Source organism: Mesorhizobium bavaricum (genome assembly GCF_056781655.1).
This window is the reverse complement of the sequence record NZ_JBXAYV010000001.1, coordinates 323,006-340,503: the sequence shown is the minus strand read 5'-3', so window position 1 is coordinate 340,503 and position 17,498 is coordinate 323,006. Positions and strand designations below refer to the sequence as shown.

The window sequence follows — 17,498 nt, the reverse complement described above, 5'->3', positions numbered from 1 at the left end:
GAGGCAGTCTTGGGTAATCGGCTAGAAGGTAGGGTTGCCATCGTCACTGGGGGCAATCAAGGCATCGGGCGAGCAATTGCCGAGAGGCTCGCTGATGAAGGCGCCCTGGTTGTCATAGGCGATCTCCGTGACGGCCGTTCCGCCGGTTTCGCCGCAATCGAGAAGCTTACGTTTATCTCTCTCGATGTCACAAAAGAGGTCTCAATTCGCACCTTCGTTGACGGAGTCCTGCAGAAGTTTGGCAGGATCGACGTGTTGGTCAACAATGCCGGTCTGGTCATCCATAAGTCGATCGACGAGCAGTGTGCCGAGGATTGGGACAGGCTTATGGCGGTCAATCTCCGTGGCCCGTTTTTGATGGCCAAATATGTCGTCCCTGAAATGAGGCGTACTGGCGCGGGCACGATCGTCAACATCGGATCTGTCGAGGGCTTTATGGTCAACCCTTGGCATACTGCCTACGCCGCCACCAAGGCCGGCGTGCATGGTCTTACGCTGGGCCTGGCAGTTGACCTCGGGCCGGATGGCATACGTTGCAATACCGTGTGCCCCGGCTGGATTGATACCGACCTCAATCGTGCGTACATCGAGATGCACCCGGACCGAAGCCTGATCGAGCGGGAATTGGGACAACTTCACCCGGTCGGAAGGACTGGCGTTCCAAAGGAAATAGCCAATGCGGTCCTGTGGTTGGCTAGTGATGATTCCAGTTTCGTCAGCGGTGAGATGATTTCCGTCGATGGCGCGCGAACCAAAAAGATATCCCTGCCGGCCGTCTTGGACGAGGAGTATCGGGCTAAGCTGACCAAGGCGCAGCCATAGTGGGGCGTTGGCGACTTCGAACGGGTTGCGACAGGGACTGTACCTCGCCCAGGTCATCCTGGCCCTCCTTTGCACCCCAGGATTTCAACTCACCCGTTCCGACGCCAAACATGCGGCGATCCTTGCGATCGACCACGCAGAGAACCTTGAGCCCGGCAAGCGCTGCATCCGCGAAGAGAACGTAGCCCATTGAAAGAGGCGATTAGAGAACCTGATGGGACACGAACCCGTTTCTCAAACGGCCTCAGAACATGTCGCGCCTTGCGTCATGGATGCTGGGGGAGGGCCGATGCCGATGAGGATTTTATAATTGTGTCTGGACGACAGGGACAGGAACCCTTGATCACGTACCGCTTTCGGCATGTCCCAAGTTTGCCTTCCAATCTGCGCCCGAAGGGGAAAGCACGCGGAACTGTAACAATACGGCTCGTCTGTGAGTTTAAATCGCCCGGAGGGTTGAGGCCAACCTTCGGCGCATTCTTGAACAGAATCTGCGGAGAACTTCCCTCCCGCATGACCTTCTTGCGGGCAAATTGTAACGTATTTTTCAACGATCTTTAACACAACATGGACAAAATTAATAATTACTATACAGTCTTATCGCTAGTAATGGTTGTAAACGACCGGAACGATTGATACGATGGAATTTAATATGGTGGCAAGAAAGAATTACACGATGGCAATCCACATATTGATTATAAAAGTGGATTAATGTGCCTAAACTCTAGTGGGGCCGGTCGTTACAGGAGATAGCTAGGAATGACAGACAAACCCGCGTCTGCCGCCCATGTCCAAGGGGATGTCGGCCTTATCGGGCCGCTCTCCGACTACTCCAGTGCGATGTACGACACTACGGTTTGCTACGGCGTGTTCACGCTCGGCCACGTCCGACCGAATGCGCTGCGCGAATCGGCTCGCGTTACGCGCGCCCCCCGGATTCATCATCGCAAGCACCCGCAAGAGCTATGCGGAGGCCATATCCTTTGAGGATGAGGCTGGGCGTCTGCAGGATGGGGGCGCCCTCGTGACGGCACAGTGTCTAAACGACGAGAAATACATCACCGAGGAGTGCGCGCATTACTGGGTGGTTCAAGTGACCGACAAAGCCAACGCACCAACGGAGAAGCAGCTATGACCACGCTACCGCAAATCTCACTGATGAAACTCGCAGCCGATGCAACGCGACATGAAGAGCAACAGCACCTACGCACGGCCTGCGAGCAGTACGGGTTCTTCTACCTCGAGCACGGAATCCCGAAAGAACAGATCGCAGAAGCGATCGACGCTTCCCGGCGTTTCTTCGCGTTGCCGCAGGCTACGAAGGAGCGCTACGGTCACGCCTCTCAAGACGTGTACCCCGCTACCGCTCGAGGATACATTCCGTTGCACGGTGAAATGCTACATCCGGATGCCGGCCCCGATCCAAAGGAAATATTCGATCTCGGAATTGAGAAAGAGGGCGACCGGCGTCCGTTTGCCGGAATCACGCGCCTTCCGGATGATGCGGTGGCTCCTGGTTTCGCGCGGAGCCTACTTGCATTGCAAGCTACAGTGCTCAGCGAGGTTGTGCCGCAGTTGGGGGGCGCTCTGGCCGACCTGATCGGTATGGAAAAGGGCTGGTTCCGACGCCATTTCAACCCGCCGACGGTCCTGCAGCGCGTGATCCGATATCCATCTACTGGCGGCACGGCCGGAAAGCATACCGACAGTGGGTTCTTCACGCTGCTGTTGCAGGAGGAACTCCCGACGCGCTCCTTGCAGGTGTGGTTCGGAGGGCGCTGGGTGCCGGCGCCGAGCTTGCCCGACAGTCTGGTGGTCAATCTGGGCGACATGCTTCAGGCCTTGAGCGATGACCGGTTCAAGAGTACACCGCATCAGGTGGTGCACAGTGGCCCGGCCGAACGAATTTCCCTTCCATTCTTTATCTATCCCGACATCGACGCTCGCCTGACTTCGCGACAGGGGAAGCAAACCTTCAGAGTCGAAGAAAAGATGCTACGCAACTTCGAATTAGTCTGGGATGAGGGTAACGGCGGCGGACGCGCGCGAGAGTTGCAGTAAGCGTTCGGCGTTTTGAAGCATGCGTAAACTATAGCTACCACTTGGCACGTGGTGAACCGGAAGAACTCTCCACAGAAGCAAGCGGGTGCAACGCCTCGGGAGAGCCTGATACGCACCCATTATTTGAAATGTGGCCACACGAGATCCACGCGGTGCTTTTCAAGCAAGCTGCAGCGCCACGGTTTCCATTGTGCCGCTGCGCTAAGGCAATGATTTCGGGCGTGGGAAGTCGCCTGCATGCAAAGGAATACTTCCGGGCACGATGATAGCGGTCGCGCCATGTCGAGCGTCTCAGCCACAGAGGGAACCAGCAGATAAATCTACGTCTGGCGGCGCTTCAGGCGGAAAGCCGTAGCGTTCCGCTGGCCAGGCGCAATGCCGCCACCTCGCCGCTGCGCATCCGTCAGACCGCAAGCAGCAGCAGAATCGTACGATCACGGACGTCCAATATGCACTGCACGTCCTACCAATCCGGGGCGTACGGCAGCCTCTCTTGCTGATCGAGCCGAGGACGGCTAATCGTAAGCGATGCGCCAACTCAACTACGTTACCCACCGCGACCCGGAGTGATCGGCGCCGGCGCGCCGACCAACTGGCAACGGTGCGCTTCGAGACGGCGCCTGGTCATCAGATGCAGATCGACTTCGGCGACACGGGGGTATGGATCGGCGGCGAGCGGGTGCGGATCCATGTATTGTCGGGACGCTTGGCTATTCGCGCCGGATGCACTCCGGGCCTCGCCGCGGCAGCCCCAGACCGACTGGTTCGAAGGGATGGAAGGCGCTTTCCTGCGGTTTGGGGGCGTGCCGGCGGAGGTTCTGATCGATAATGCAAAGACGCTGGTTGAGCATCACGACGCGGCTGGTGAGGTTCAACGCCCGGCTGCATGCTTTTGCCCGATATTGGGGCTCACACCGCGGGCCTGTGCCCCTTATCGGGCTAGGACGAAGGGGAAAGACGAACGCGGCGTCGGCTACGTCAAGAAGAACGCGATCGCCGGCCGCCGGTTCGAGAGCTGGGCGGCGGTGGAGGCGCCCGTGGAACGTTTTGCCGCTGAAGCTCGAGCGCTCCGCCCGCTTTCCGGCAGTGCGCCGTTCGGGCAACTGCGGGACCTGATCCGCAAGGTTCAGGCCGACTGCGCGATCGATCTGGATACGAACAGCTACTCGGTGCCCTGGCGGCCACGGCGATCCTGGACCGCCTGCTTCACCACTCCACGGTGATCATCATCCGCAGCGACAGCTACCGTTTCCGCGAAAAGCGTCGGTCCGGCCTTCTGCAGAAGATCGGACCGACGCTTGAAGCCAACGAAACAGCAAACCAGTGAAGGGAGGGGTCAAATCCTCACTTCGCTTGACACCTTCCGCCGGCACACGCTGCTGCCGCTTGATGATTGCCTCTGTCGTTGTGGCGCTCCCATACAGAACCTGGCCCATAGCGCATCCTCATGCCTTTTCTTCGCACCGGATAGAGGTTCCAGGAAACGTCCGTTGGGTCGCGCGATCCCCCAGGTGAACCCACCGCATCCACCGTCCGAGTCACATTGCCGTGCATTCCTGGTACGAGATTGCAGCTGATTCCACGCCATTTCCAATGAAGCCGCTCGCTCCTCCCGACTCCAGCGACGCCTCGGTTGCGAAAGGAGTCTAAATAAAATAGAGACGTATCTTTGACACTCCGCAATAGTTATTCACAAATATTTAACACGAATGCTCAATATTGCCGTTGACTTATTATGTATGGTCGTTATAAACGAATGTATATGCCAACATCTACTAATCTACAGAAGAGAACTAGCCATATCGTCTTCTGACTGGAGTATTATATGCAGATCATAGCATTTAAACCAGGGCATGATGGAGCAATTTCAGCACTGGATGCATCTGCAGCCGAGCTGATTTATTCCTACGAGGCTGAGAAAGATAGCTTTGCCAGATATTCGCCTATCAACCCGATGACTATTCTCGAAGCGGCCGGGCGTCTGGGCGCAATTCCGGATGTGTTTGCTGTCGGTGGGTGGGACACAGGATTCAACCACGACCCGGTAGGATACTACGGCATAGCTCAGGGATCGGTCATCGTCGGTGAGAGGACCATTTTCGGCCGTAAGGTGCACTTCTATACCTCGACGCACGAGCGCTCCCATCTCTGGGGCTCCTACGGCATGTCGCCATTCCCCGCCGGGATGCCCTGTTACGTGCTAATCTGGGACGGATGGTGCGGCGATTTCTATGAAATCGATGAGTACATGCAGGTCGTACATTTGGGAAAAGCGATTACGAATCCTGGACACAAATATGGCTTCCTTTATGCGCTCGCCGATCCAAAATATACCTTGCCCAAAGGACCAACGCGTCTCGAACATGCCGGCAAGGTAATGGCGCTTTGCGCCTATGGGGAGACCGGATCGCCTGACCGGGACGAGCAGGCGCTAATCGATTTCCTGCTTCCAAGCGATGTGTACCCCTTGTCCAAGGAGGACCTGCGGAATTCGCCCTACTACAACATTGGCGTAACCCATCAGAAGTTCACCAACGTCGCCAGGCGAGTTTCAGATGCCATCTTCGATTCGTTCCACACTTTTGCGAAGAAGAACTTGACAAAGCGCTTCCCGCTTCTGATTGCCGGCGGGTGCGGATTGAATTGCGAGTGGAACCGCAGATGGCTGGAAACAAACCTTTTTTGCGATGTTTTCATTCCTCCATGCGCAAGCGATACAGGCTCCGCAATCGGGACCGCAGTCGACGCGATGCGACATTTCACTGGCAATGCGAAGATCAAATGGAACGTCTATTCAGGCCAGCCTTTCACACTTGACGAAATTGACCGCACCGGGCTCGACGTTTATCCACTCGACTACGGCCAAGTGGCGTCGGCGTTGCTCGATGACAAGGTGATCGGCTGGGTGCAGGGGAATTGCGAAATCGGGCCACGGGCGCTCGGCAACCGGTCAATTCTCGCGGCGCCTTTCTCAAAGGCAACTCATGAGCGGTTAAACCGCATCAAGAACCGGGAGGGTTTCCGCCCGATCGCTCCGGTTTGCCTCGAAGAGGACGTCGCACTCTACTTCGACTTGGCACACCCGTCGCCCCACATGCTTCTTTTCCAGAAGGTTCTCGATGGCCGGTTGGAGGCCGTCACGCATGTTGACGGTACAGCGCGGGCCCAAACCGTTTCACAGAAGCAGAACCCGCACCTATTTCAACTGCTTACCTCATTCAAGGCGAAAAGTGGAGTCGGTGTTCTTTGTAACACATCGCTGAACTTCAATGGCACCGGCTTCATCAATCGCGCAAGCGACTTGCTAGTTTATGCCCGGGCAGCAGGCCTCGACGGATTCGTGATCAGCGATGCCTTTTATCTCCTAAAGGAGGCCCCCCTCAAGGCCTCGAGTGGACAAAAAACCACGTAGAGCCTCACCCGCAGTTTCTGAGCATCTTCTTCCATCACTTGGTGTCCACCTATTTTGGTGGACACCTCATGCATCAGAGCACTCAACAGCAAAAGGTGCGTAGAAATTCGCGCTTACGGTCGGCCGGTCTGTTCTCCAAGCGTCGGCACCCCGCCGTCTATATCACGAGCCTTTGTTTGCGTTCGAAGATGATGCGTCGGCTGGCGTTGTCCGCGGCAGGATGTCGAGAGGTGTGGGCAGACTTGTGCCTTCATCTACCGCTCGCGCCGTGATTTTGTCGAGGCGATCCGGAACAACGGCAGTGCTCGATCGCGTCCGCATGGCGGCTGACGGGCCGAGTAGGCGAGAGTTTACCCCGCTATCAAGCCGATGACCGGCCCGAGAAGCATTAGCAATATGAGGAATATGAGACAAACGATTAAAGCAAGCGCTGCTGCCCGAAGGTCCTTGAAAGGCCTTGGGCAATCGTCTGACATATTGGCTCTGATTTGGTCTAACACGGTTTTCACGCTGAAACGAGAGACTCCACCACCTGAATTAGAGTACCGATGTCCACCGACTTGCTAAACCGCCCAACGCCTTTAAAAGCGTCAGGGCTATCGGAGCTATTCGGACCCTCGAGGAAGACGAACGGTATTTGCCGTCGTAGTAGGTGCTCAGCTGCGGCGAACGTTGCCTCGCCTTGTAGGTTCACACTAAGGACAGCACCGTCTATCGATGATGAGAACATGATGACGTCGAGAGTGTCCTCGATCGTATCGCACGAATGCATAACCTTAGCGCCTGCTTTGGCAAATGAGTCCCGCAATTGCGAAGCAAGTGTATAGTTGTCCTCGGCGATCAAAATGCTGCAGTCGAGTAGTTTTGAGCTTTCCACGTGCTTTCCTCCAACGTCGAACATGACTTGTGCTAGTTTTGGGTTGCCATTCCGGCACACGACCGAAAGGGCCTGGACAGTTTATCATTTCCACTTCGGGGGTTCGCAAAGGTCATTGAAAAGGTCATTGAATAGAGCCGATCTTCTTGAGGCGTGGCAATGGCAGTGGGTATATATTAGTCTAAAAGACGCTCCTCAAACGGATATGAGGACAGCAACTCGTACCCGTCGCTCGTTACAAGCACCTGTTCCTCCAGCTTCACTCCGTCTCTCTCGCCCACAGAGCCAATGTAACTTTCAACACATATGACCATTCCAGCCTCCAGGGTCGCATCGTACGTTATTGGACCACGGAATATTGGTTTAATTTGTGGATACTCATCGCACATTCCAACACCGTGAATAACGCAAGGGTAGGCTTGCGCTTGGAATTCTTCGGGGACCGGCCAGGCTGAAGCCTGTAACTCCTTCATGCTCATGCCAGGACGGATAAGCTCTATGTTCGTTTGCAATTCGTCATACGCCAGCCGGTACAACTGGCGCTGGCGGGCGTTAGGCCGATCCTTACCATAGTAAAAAGTCCGAGAAACATCACAGAAATACCCGAATGGGCCGACCATGTCGGTGTCAAAACCAACGAGGTCTCCCTCCTCGATGACGCGTTGGGTGGCTTCCTGGAGCCACGGATTAATACGCGGCCCGGAAGCGAGCATTCGACCCTCATGCCAGCCGCCCTGGTTGGCCAGGTTGGTGTAATTGAGAAGCCCCCAAAGTTGCGCTTCCGTCACACCCGGGCCCATGCTCTCCTGCATATGCGCTATGCCGTGCTCGGCTACAGCGCAGGCCCAGCGGATGCACGCTATTTCGTCATCCGATTTGACAACCCGTGCACCCTCAACGATGTCCACCGCATCGATTACCTCTAGACCGCGCTGCAACAGCGCTTGGGTTATGCTCGGGTTCACGTATTCGACTGCAACTTTTCTGTTGGCAGTCCCGATCTCGCTCAGGAACCTGACGATGTCGTCAGCGAACAATCTCGCACCCTCTGCCAGTTCGTTGCCGCCTTCAAAAAATGAAATCGGCCTTCCCTTCCTCGCCCGGTCGGCAGATGACGCAGAGCCAACGCCCTGATGAAGAGTGATTGGCCCATCAAGCGGCAAAAAGAGATAAGTGACTGGGATGTGCGACTGAAACAGAGGGTACGAATTGTAGTCCACCGCATACCGTATGGTAATCGGACTCACCAAGACACACATTGCGACATCAGCTTGGCGCATTGCCGCTCTCAGTCGCTCTTTCCGATATCCGTCGAGCTTTTTAAAGTCGATGTCGGGCATAGGGCGGAACTGCCGCAAATCGCTCCAGCCATCATTGAGTACAAGCCGATCCGGACCGAATTTGGAATTCGTCATAGAGCTCTCATACATGTTCCGAATATGGTGCTGCTGAGTTGCACGGAATGCTACATTTGCAAGCTATAAGGAGCGGCGCTCCTCACTTCAAATGAGTATTAGTGGCCCTAGCGGATAACTAAGGGTCATGACCTCATCTGAAGGCCGAAAGCGCCAGGATCAGGACGTTGGTGATGATAACGGACCATTCTTTCTTCAGGGTCCCAAAGGTGAGCCACAGCGCAAATCCCACTACGTTGATGCCGTGCATCGGTGCTGAAATGCTACCCGTGTCCCGGGTTTTGATGATTTTCCAGGCTTGCGGAGCAAAAGCGGTCACCGAGCATAGGGCCGCAAGGTAACCAATAACGGTGACCCAATCCATCGAGATTGCCAACTGGCTTTTCCGTTTAACCCCTTTCGGGCGTTGGTCTCCGCAAGAGTCATCGCCTCTCGAAACATTGCCGCCCAAGTTGGCGGCCTAGTTAGACTCCCTCGGGCATCCAGAACGATCCTGACAGGGATGCACCGTGCGCTTGACCAGGAAGCAGGCGTCCCGAATCTAGGGGTCGTTTATGCCCACGTCCTTGGCCAGGCAACAGACTACCCTTTGACCGGGGAGGTTAAAGGGTAATCACGTCACATCCTCGACCACAGCTTGCCACCGGTCGCCCAGTTGTTTGGCTCATATTCATCAAAAACCACATGGACCTGTTCTGGCCTCAATTTCATGTTATCGCAGAACAACTTCGTAATCTCCGAAGCCAAATGTTCCTTCTTATCGTCGTCTGACTTGAATGTCTCGACATGAATAACCGGCATATCTTAGCTCCTTAGTTGACGCCTACGAATCTATATTGGTGATCACGACCGCGCGTTCTCTCGCTTTCGTCGAGGTGACCACCGCAGCCCTCGAGCGTTTCGCTTTGCTGGCAAGTGATCCGCCACTCAGAGCTGCTATCGCGTTGAGCTATAGGCAGCGGCGCGCCTCACTTCAAATGAGTATTAGTGGCTAGGCGGATAACCAGGAGTCATGAGCACATCTCAAGTTCACGAATGCCGGCCCCCCCACCGCCACCGCTGGCCGACATGCCATGACTTCAGCTTGTTCAGTGCATGAGTTTTTGGATGCTTGCGAACAGCCTGTATGCGGGCATAGATCACAAATCACGATGCGGGGAACCCGCCAAGGCTCATCACTTTGCTAGGTAAACGAAATATGGCGCATTCCAAGAAAGTGGTTATCGTTACAGGCGCGACGTCGGGAATAGGCGAGGCCGTCTTAGAGGCCTTCGCCGGGATCGGGGCGTCACTTGTATTGGTTGGCCGCGATCGAGAGCGAGGCGAGAAAGCCTTGGAGACGGTTCAGAAACTCAATTGTGAGGCCGAGCTGAAGTTGGGCGATGTCGCCGACTCGGCGTTTGCCGACCATGTAGTGAAGACCACTGTAGATCGGTTCGGAAAGGTTGACGTCTTGGTCAACAGCGCCGGGATCATCCGGCGCGGAAGCGCCGTCGATACTACCGATGACGATTGGCGTCAGACTTTCGACGCGAATGTGAGCGGTGTGTTCTACTTCAGCCGCGCCGCCGTGAAGTCAATGAGGACGACCGGCGGCGGCAGCATTGTCAACATAGCATCGAATGTGGGGCTGTTTGGCTGTCCGGGGCTAGCTGCCTATTGTGCGTCGAAAGGCGCTGTCGTTTTGTTGACTCAAGCCATGGCACTTGACCACGCCAAGGAGCAAATCACCATCAATGCCGTCTGCCCAGGCGCCGTGGATACCCCCATGCTCGTGTCGGCTCATAGCAAGCCAGTTACCGCCGCCGAGATTATTCAAAGGAATGTTGACTCAATACCCCAGGGCCGCGTCGCTACTCCGAAGGAAATTGCTAGCTTGACGCTCTTTCTCGCAAGCGAGGGGGCTAGGCATATTACTGGGGTTGCCATTCCAATAGATGGCGGCGTCACCGCCGGCTAGGAGGCAGTCTTGGGTAATCGGTTAGAAGGTAAGGTTGCCATCGTCACTGGGGGCAATCAAGGCATCGGGCGAGCAATTGCTGAGAGGCTTGCCGATGAAGGCGCCCTGGTTGTCGTAGGCGATCTGCGGGATGGACGTTCCGCCGGCTTCGAAGCTGTCGAGAAGCTGACGTTTATCTCTCTCGACGTCACGAAAGAGGTCTCAATTCGCACGTTCGTTGACGAAGTCCTGCAGAAGTTTGGCCGGATCGACGTCTTGGTCAACAACGCCGGTCTGGTCATCCATAAGTCGATCGACGATCAGACTGCCGAGGATTGGGACAGGCTTATGGCGGTCAATCTCCGTGGCCCGTTTTTGATGGCCAAATATGTCGTCCCTGAAATGAGGCGTACTGGCGCGGGCACGATCGTCAACATCGGATCTGTCGAGGGCTTTATGGTTAACCCTTGGCATACTGCCTACGCCGCCACCAAGGCCGGCGTGCATGGTCTTACGCTGGGCCTGGCAGTTGACCTCGGGCCGGATGGCATACGTTGCAACACCGTGTGCCCCGGTTGGATCGATACCGAGCTCAATCGTGCGTACATCGAGATGCACCCGGACCGAAGCCTGATCGAGCGGGAATTGGGACAACTTCACCCGGTCGGAAGGACTGGCGTTCCAAAGGAAATAGCCAATGCGGTCCTGTGGTTGGCTAGTGATGATTCCAGTTTCGTCAGCGGTGAGATGATTTCCGTCGACGGCGCGCGAACCAAAAAGATATCCCTGCCGGCCATCCTGGACGAGGAGTATCGGGCAAAGCTGACCAAGGCGCAGGCCTAGTGGGGAGTCAGCGTTGAAGGGCTGCGAAAACTGCCACCCCCCTGCAGACAGAGAGCCCACTGCGACGGCGCACAATTTTGTCATGTTTGTAGACAAGCAGCGAACTCTGACTCGGCCACGGTGGGAAGCAAGCGATCAGCAACCGAACTGCCGTCGGAGATGAGAGCCAGGCGCAACAAAAAACCGCTGTTCCTCGGAATCGACACCGGCGGCACTTACACCGATGCCGTACTGTGGTCCCAGACTGAAGGCTCGCAGCAAGGCCCCAACAACGGTAGGGTGCTGGCCAAAGCCAAGGCGCTCACTACCCGGCATGACCTCGCCGTTGGCATTTCCGGGGCGGTGGATGCGGTGCTCGAAAAGGCCGGCACCGACCCCGCAGCTATCAAACTAGTTTCGATGTCGACGACGCTGGCCACCAATGCGCTGGTCGAAGGCCAAGGCGGCCGGGTGGCGCTGGTGATGATCGGTTTTTCCGAGGCCGATCTTGCTCGCGACGGGTTGAAGGCGGCGCTTGGAACCGATCCGGTGATATTTTGTCCAGGTGGCCATGATGTCCACGGGAACACAGCCTGGCTCGACCTGTCCGGTCTCCAAGCAGCCTTGACGGATCTTGGCGCGTCTGTATCGGGCTTTGCCGTCTGCGCCTATTTCGCCACCCGCAATCCGGTGCACGAGATCGCAGCTCGTGATCTGATCCGAGATATGACCGGCCTTCCGGTTACTACCAGCCATGAGCTTTCGGCCAAGCTCGGTGGCCCACGCCGAGCGCTGACGACACTGCTTAACGCCAGGCTAATCTCTATGATCGACCGGTTGGTGGCGGCGACAGAAGGTTTTCTGAAAGCGCGCAAGATTGTAGCACCCCTGATGATGGTGCGTGGCGACGGCGCTCTGGTTTCGGCGGCATTCGCTCGCCAGCGGCCGATCGAAACGATTCTCTCGGGCCCCGCCGCAAGTCTAGTTGGCGCTAGCCACATGACGGGGCTCGACAATGCTATGGTGTCCGATATTGGCGGCACCACCACCGACGTCGCCGTCCTCGAAAAGGGCCGGCCGCGGCTCGACCCGGAAGGCGCCACGGTCGGCGGCTTCCGCACCATGGTCGAGGCCGTCGCCATGCGCACCTTTGGCCTCGGCGGCGATTCCGAAGTTACGTTGGAGAACGGCGCACTGATCCCGCAAATCCTGCTTGGACCCCGTCGGCTCGTACCGCTGGCGCTAGCCGGCACGGCCCACGGTGAAGTGGTTGCATCAGAGCTGGAACGCCAGCTGCGGGCGCCCAACCCTGGTCGAACGGACGGACGCTTTGCGTTCCGCACCGGGGTGCCTGAAAGGCTTGCTGCAGGCCTCACCGCCCCGGAAGCGCGTCTGTTCGAGGCCATTGGTGCGGTGGCCGTCCCCCTTGACAAACTGCTCATCTCGAACGCCCAGAACGCGACACTTGACCGGCTGGTCTCGCGCGGACTGGTGCATATTTCCGGCTTCACCCCGTCGGACGCGGCGCATGTGCTGGGCAAACAGGCAAACTGGAATGCCGCCACCGCCCGCCTAGGTGCTGAGTTGTTTGCCCGCAAGCGCGATGGCCTGGGCCAGCCCATCGCCGCGTCGCCGGAATTGATCTCGGAGCGTGTCTTGGTGACGCTGACGCGCTGGTCGGCCGAATATATCCTCGAAACAGCCTTCGCCGAGGACGGGCTCGATGGCGCCTCGACCGTGGCGCACGCCCTGGTGCAGCGCGCCGTAGATGGCGATCCGGGCATCGCCCGGCTGGGCGTCGCGCTCGACCGTCCGGTCATCGGCCTCGGTGCCTCGGCGCCGCTCCACTATGCCGGCCTTCCGGCGCTCATTGGCAATGACTGCCTGGTGCCCGAGGATTCTGATGTCGCCAATGCGCTCGGAGCCGTTGTTGGCCAGGTCAGGGTCTCGGCGGAAGCACAGGTCAGCCAACCCAATCAAGGGCTGTTCCGAGTGGCCTCCGGAGAGAGAGTGCGCGATTTCCTCGACGAAGCGACGGCGGTCGCAGCCGCCGAGGCCGATGTGCGCGCAATTGCGGCGCAGCGGGCTAGGGACGCCGGCACTGACAGCGCTGAAATCGAGGTCGAGACCGAATTCCGCGTTTCGACCGTCGAAGCCAAGCGCATGTTCATCGAGGCACATGTCGTGGCCGTGGCCACGGGGCGGCCGCGGATTGCGCGGTAGGCATTAAGGGCGGCCTCTAAGAACCTCGCCGGCAACCCGCGCGAATACCTAGTTGGGTACATTGCACGCGCCTTCGTCAGGTAGATCCGGGTACCGCTGGCCTCACCTCGGTAGACCCTGACGCCATTATCCCCCGGGTTCGTCTCCTACCCGAGACCGGGTCCGACCCAAGCCGGCGTCGTCAGCCGACATTGTTGAGGTGAGAGGCCGTTGAAAGTTCTAAAGCACTTTGCGAAGTGCGAAGGGGACAAAAACCCGCAGGCCATCGCAACATCGATTATGGCCATGCTGGTACCTTCGATCAGGCGCCTAGCATGATCTACACGGATCCGAAGATAGTGGCGTACCGGCGGGGTGTGAACGTGTGCCGCAAACAAGCGTTCGAGTTGCCGCCGCGAGACGCCGGCCCGTCGCGCAACCTCGCTCATGGTCAGCGGGTATTCCACGTTCTCTTCCATAATCCGCATAGCCATCTGGAGCTTTTCGCTCACACCACCAAAGGCGAGGCCCGTTGGTCCGGTCTGCCGGTTCGAACCAGAGCGCTGACCATCAACAGTGGCGTGGCGACAAACCTCCTGGGCTGTGTAGCCGCCGACATGACTGGCGATGACATCGACGGCCAAGTCAAACGATGCCAATTCACCCGCGCACGTGGAAAATTGCCCATCCTTGACGAAGAGAGCGTCTCGGATGTGCGGTTGCCTAAATACTTCCGAGAAGGCAGCCAACCGCGACCAGTGTATTGTGCAGCGTGTGCCTTCCAGCAGTCCGGTCTGCGCAAGCAGCCATGTCGCCGTTCCCATCGCAGATATCGCAACCCCGTGACGTGCAATCGTTCGCACGAAATTGTTGAGCTGTGGTGTGAGCCGCCGTCCCACCGGTTCACCCGCGATAATTGCCAGATGCTGTGGCCTGCGGGTAACCAAACCGCAATTTAGTTGGTCTATGCTTACATCGACGGCAATCGAAAGGCCGCTCGCACTTTCGACAGATCGTTCGTCGAGCCCCGCAATTCGCCACCGGAACAGAGGAAGCTTCGATACCGTATTGGCGATGCGAAACGGTTCAATGAAGGCGTGAAGCGCCAACTGCGAGAATCCTGGCAACACCAGAACCACGAGCTCGAACGGGCGGCCCGCCGGTGGAAAATTCTCCCCCATGGTCACAGACTTGATGGTGCTGATATCTGGGCGTACGTTCATCACGATCCTTCCGTGCATTCACAAAGAGCTGACCGAGGCGCTGTTGGACCGGTGGAAGGGCTTTGTCGCCATTACCAGCACGTAAATTGGCTGCGGCACACGGGCAATGCTGAGGCTTTGGTCTTTGTTCGACCCCGCACCACAAGCGCAGCCCTACCGCCATGTCGTGGCCTAGAGTACGGCCTCACCGATATCCAGTTCTCGCCGTTTGATGAAGTCAAGGAGCGCTTCGTCTACCGCTTCGTCGATTGGTGGTGCCTGGTATTCCTGAAGGGCGCGCACAGCTGCATCGCGGCCTCGAGTGTTGGCATCCTTAGCCCCGGCGAAGGACCATTGCTCAAAGCTGTCATGGTTCATCAAGTCAGGCACGAAAAACGCCTGCTCGAAATTCTTCAGGGTATGTTCGGTGCCAAGATAGTGGCTTCCTGGTTCGCTCTGACGGATTGCATCAAGCGTTTCATCCATCTCGCGCATGACGATGCCCTGACCAAGCTTGTAGAACATCACCATCTGTTCCGCATCAAGCATGAACTTGCTATAGCTCTGGGTCAAAGCTGCTTCGAGATAACCAGTGGACGAAAGCACAAAGTTTGCACCGGCAATAAGTGCGCCGTACATATTGCGGGCAGCCTCATAGCCTGCCTGAGCATCGACGAGCTTTGAACTGGTATTGCTCCCACTGCAGCGCCAAGGCAGTTTGTAATGTCTGGCGAGCTGACCCACCAACATATTCATGTGGCAAATCTCGGGCGTTCCTGCCATTGGCGCGCCACTTTTCATAGAAACGGTTGCCAACCACTGCCCATAAATGCAGGGTGCCCCCGCTCGGACCAGCTGCGCAAAGGCAACACCAGCAAGGGCTTCTGCATTTAATTGCGCGACGGCAGCCACGGTACTTGCTGGCGTGCTGGCCCCACCTAGTACAAACGGCGCAAAGATCATGGCCTGATTATTTGCGGAGTAAACCTTAACCGCATCGAGCATTGTCGCGTCCCAAACGAGAGGCGAATTGCAGTTGGCAAGAGACACCATCACAGTGTTGTTCTGAACAAATTCTTCGCCAAAGACGATGTTAGCCATAGTGACCGTGTCTTCCGCCCGCTCACGGGAAGTGACAGCACCCATAAAAGGCTTGTCGGAGTATCGTATAAGGCTGTAATTCATGTGCAGATGCCGCTTGGGGACTGCAATATCCATCGGCTCGCAAAGAACGCCGCCCGTCATATGCATGGCAGGAGCTTGGTAGGCGAGCTTCGCAAAATTGACGAAATCCTCAATGGTCGCGTTTCGCCGCCTGCCTTCAAGGTCAAGGACATTTGGCGAACCGTATGCCGGCGTAAAGATAGTCTTTCGACCGCCGAGTGTGACTGTCCTGGAGGGATTACGAGCGTGGACCGTTATGTATTCCGGAGCCTTTGCCACCAGTTCCAGCAGCTGGTTTCTGTCGATCCTGACGCGCTGGTCAGTTACGTCGGCACCCGCCGCGCGCCAGAGTTCGATGGCCTCGTCGTCGCGAAATTCGATGCCAATCTCTTCAAGTATTTGCATCGAAATGTTGTGAAGCCTGAGCAAGTCATCCGGGCTCAGCAAATCCATATAAGGCAGCCCTCGTTCCAGAACAGGCAAAAACGTTACCGTTCTGTCGGAACGCAACTTCTGCCGAGCGTCTCGGCCTCCAGATCTGGCAGACATTTCTTCAATCCTGATTTAAGCCGAGAATATAGGCCAATACAAACGCCCGAACTAACAAAAAAAAGGAATGTAACTTATGAACTGAGGTTATGACCACACGAGAGCCGGTCCTGAATGCCTAGCAACAAAGCGAGGAGGTGCGGCTCCCGAAGTTGGCTCCCGCCGTCCACGACTTTTTGCCGCTCAGGAGGTTGGACGGGCAGGGGCCACACTAGAAAATAGACCGCCTTAGCTCAATAAACCGCCTTGGCTCCCGCGACTTCAAGTGCGGTCCCCGTAATGAAGCGAGCGGCGTCAGAGCTCAGAAAGTACACCGCATCAGCAATATCCTCCGGTGCACCGAGTCGGCCAAGCGGATTTGACTTACTGAGCTCGGCAACCGCTGTGTCGGGATCGAACCCGCGATGAACAAAGCCTGAGCGAAGCATGGGTGTGTCTATCTCGCCGGGGCAGACGGCATTGATCCTAATGCCATCTCCTGCATGATCACGGCCGAGACATCTGGAAAACGTCGCTACGGCTGCTTTGCTCGCGCAGTAAGCTGCGTGGGTCGGCCCTGGATAAATACCCCAGGTCGAGGAGATATTCACGATCGAACCGCCGCCGTGGTCTTTCATGAAGGCCACGGCCCGTCGGCAGGTGTAAAATGTCGCTTTCAGATTAATATCGAAAGTTCGTTCCCAGTCCTCGTCACTTGTTTCTAGGATTGTGCCGCGCGTGATGATGCCGGCATTGTTGACAAGCGCGTCGAGCCGGCCGGTAAGGCTGATGGCCGCATCGATGAGGTCTTCACAATATGTTTTGTCTCTCAGGTCGCCAGGCTTGGCTAGAGCAGTTTGATCATTTCGGTTGAGTTCATCAGTTGTGGCAATCAAACGCTCCTGGTTGGCGTCACCCGCGACAACAAAATAGCCATTAGCTGTGAACTTTCTGCAGATCGCCTGGCCCATTCCGCCAGCAGCTCCGGTTACGACCACCGTTTTCTTCTCAGGGTTCTTCATTGTTTCGACCAACCAATTCAGGGGTTCTTATT

At 56.9% G+C, this 17,498-nt stretch carries 14 protein-coding genes and 2 pseudogenes; 9 read left to right on the top strand and 7 right to left on the bottom strand.

Features of this window, described 5'->3' with window-relative positions; genetic code table 11:
* Nucleotides 1-9 precede the first annotated feature (9 nt).
* The 6 genes and pseudogenes from AC1RZR_RS34365 (at nt 10) to AC1RZR_RS34340 (ending at nt 6,295) form a co-directional block, all read left to right on the top strand.
* Entirely contained in the window at nt 10-822 is an 813-nt protein-coding gene (locus tag AC1RZR_RS34365; RefSeq protein WP_481829567.1) for an SDR family NAD(P)-dependent oxidoreductase, read from the top strand.
* Nucleotides 823-1,581: 759 nt separating this feature from the next.
* Nucleotides 1,582-1,809, top strand: coding sequence for a hypothetical protein (locus tag AC1RZR_RS34360; protein WP_481829566.1), 228 nt, complete (start codon nt 1,582-1,584; stop codon nt 1,807-1,809).
* A gap of 144 nt (nt 1,810-1,953) precedes the next feature.
* Nucleotides 1,954-2,883: a 2-oxoglutarate and iron-dependent oxygenase domain-containing protein gene (locus AC1RZR_RS34355; protein ID WP_481829565.1), complete on the top strand. Its 930-nt coding sequence runs from the start codon at nt 1,954-1,956 to the stop codon at nt 2,881-2,883.
* Nucleotides 2,884-3,472: 589 nt separating this feature from the next.
* Nucleotides 3,473-4,064 (top strand): annotated as a pseudogene (istA, locus tag AC1RZR_RS34350) (IS21 family transposase); the annotation flags it as partial.
* A pseudogene (locus AC1RZR_RS34345) lies at nt 4,064-4,210 on the top strand (ATP-binding protein); the annotation flags it as partial. The pseudogenes istA and AC1RZR_RS34345, both read left to right, overlap by 1 nt.
* Nucleotides 4,211-4,708: 498 nt before the next feature.
* Entirely contained in the window at nt 4,709-6,295 is a 1,587-nt protein-coding gene (locus AC1RZR_RS34340) for a carbamoyltransferase C-terminal domain-containing protein (RefSeq protein WP_481829564.1), read from the top strand.
* 505 nt (nt 6,296-6,800) lie between these two features.
* Here AC1RZR_RS34340 and AC1RZR_RS34335 read toward each other — a convergent pair.
* The 4 genes from AC1RZR_RS34335 to AC1RZR_RS34320 all read right to left on the bottom strand — a co-directional run bounded on the left by AC1RZR_RS34335 (nt 6,801) and on the right by AC1RZR_RS34320 (nt 9,388).
* Complete coding sequence (locus AC1RZR_RS34335) at nt 6,801-7,196, bottom strand: response regulator (RefSeq protein ID WP_481829563.1); 396 nt, start codon at nt 7,194-7,196, stop codon at nt 6,801-6,803.
* 152 nt (nt 7,197-7,348) lie between these two features.
* A complete protein-coding gene (locus tag AC1RZR_RS34330) occupies nt 7,349-8,587 on the bottom strand; it encodes a M24 family metallopeptidase (RefSeq protein ID WP_481829562.1) in 1,239 nt (412 codons plus the stop codon).
* Between the two features lie 133 nt (nt 8,588-8,720).
* Complete coding sequence (locus tag AC1RZR_RS34325; RefSeq protein WP_481829561.1) at nt 8,721-8,963, bottom strand: SemiSWEET family sugar transporter; 243 nt, start codon at nt 8,961-8,963, stop codon at nt 8,721-8,723.
* A 242-nt stretch (nt 8,964-9,205) separates the two neighbouring features.
* A complete protein-coding gene (locus AC1RZR_RS34320; protein ID WP_481829560.1) occupies nt 9,206-9,388 on the bottom strand; it encodes a tautomerase family protein in 183 nt (60 codons plus the stop codon).
* A 397-nt stretch (nt 9,389-9,785) separates the two neighbouring features.
* Between AC1RZR_RS34320 and AC1RZR_RS34315 the strand changes: the two genes are divergently transcribed.
* The 3 genes from AC1RZR_RS34315 (at nt 9,786) to AC1RZR_RS34305 (ending at nt 13,571) form a co-directional block, all read left to right on the top strand.
* Complete coding sequence (locus AC1RZR_RS34315; protein ID WP_481829559.1) at nt 9,786-10,547, top strand: SDR family NAD(P)-dependent oxidoreductase; 762 nt, start codon at nt 9,786-9,788, stop codon at nt 10,545-10,547.
* A 9-nt stretch (nt 10,548-10,556) separates the two neighbouring features.
* Nucleotides 10,557-11,369, top strand: a complete 813-nt coding sequence (locus AC1RZR_RS34310; protein WP_481829558.1) for an SDR family NAD(P)-dependent oxidoreductase — start codon at nt 10,557-10,559, stop codon at nt 11,367-11,369.
* Between the two features lie 159 nt (nt 11,370-11,528).
* The gene (locus AC1RZR_RS34305) at nt 11,529-13,571 is read left to right on the top strand and encodes a hydantoinase/oxoprolinase N-terminal domain-containing protein (RefSeq protein ID WP_481829557.1); all 2,043 of its coding nucleotides are present in this window, start codon (nt 11,529-11,531) and stop codon (nt 13,569-13,571) included.
* A 146-nt stretch (nt 13,572-13,717) separates the two neighbouring features.
* On the opposite strand, the gene AC1RZR_RS34300 is transcribed toward AC1RZR_RS34305, so the two are convergent.
* From AC1RZR_RS34300 to AC1RZR_RS34290, 3 genes are all read right to left on the bottom strand, one after another.
* Nucleotides 13,718-14,773: a GlxA family transcriptional regulator gene (locus AC1RZR_RS34300; RefSeq protein WP_481829556.1), complete on the bottom strand. Its 1,056-nt coding sequence runs from the start codon at nt 14,771-14,773 to the stop codon at nt 13,718-13,720.
* A gap of 171 nt (nt 14,774-14,944) precedes the next feature.
* Entirely contained in the window at nt 14,945-16,465 is a 1,521-nt protein-coding gene (locus AC1RZR_RS34295; RefSeq protein WP_481829555.1) for a trimethylamine methyltransferase family protein, read from the bottom strand.
* Nucleotides 16,466-16,698: 233 nt separating this feature from the next.
* Complete coding sequence (locus AC1RZR_RS34290; protein ID WP_481829554.1) at nt 16,699-17,466, bottom strand: SDR family NAD(P)-dependent oxidoreductase; 768 nt, start codon at nt 17,464-17,466, stop codon at nt 16,699-16,701.
* Between the last annotated feature and the right edge of the window lie 32 nt (nt 17,467-17,498).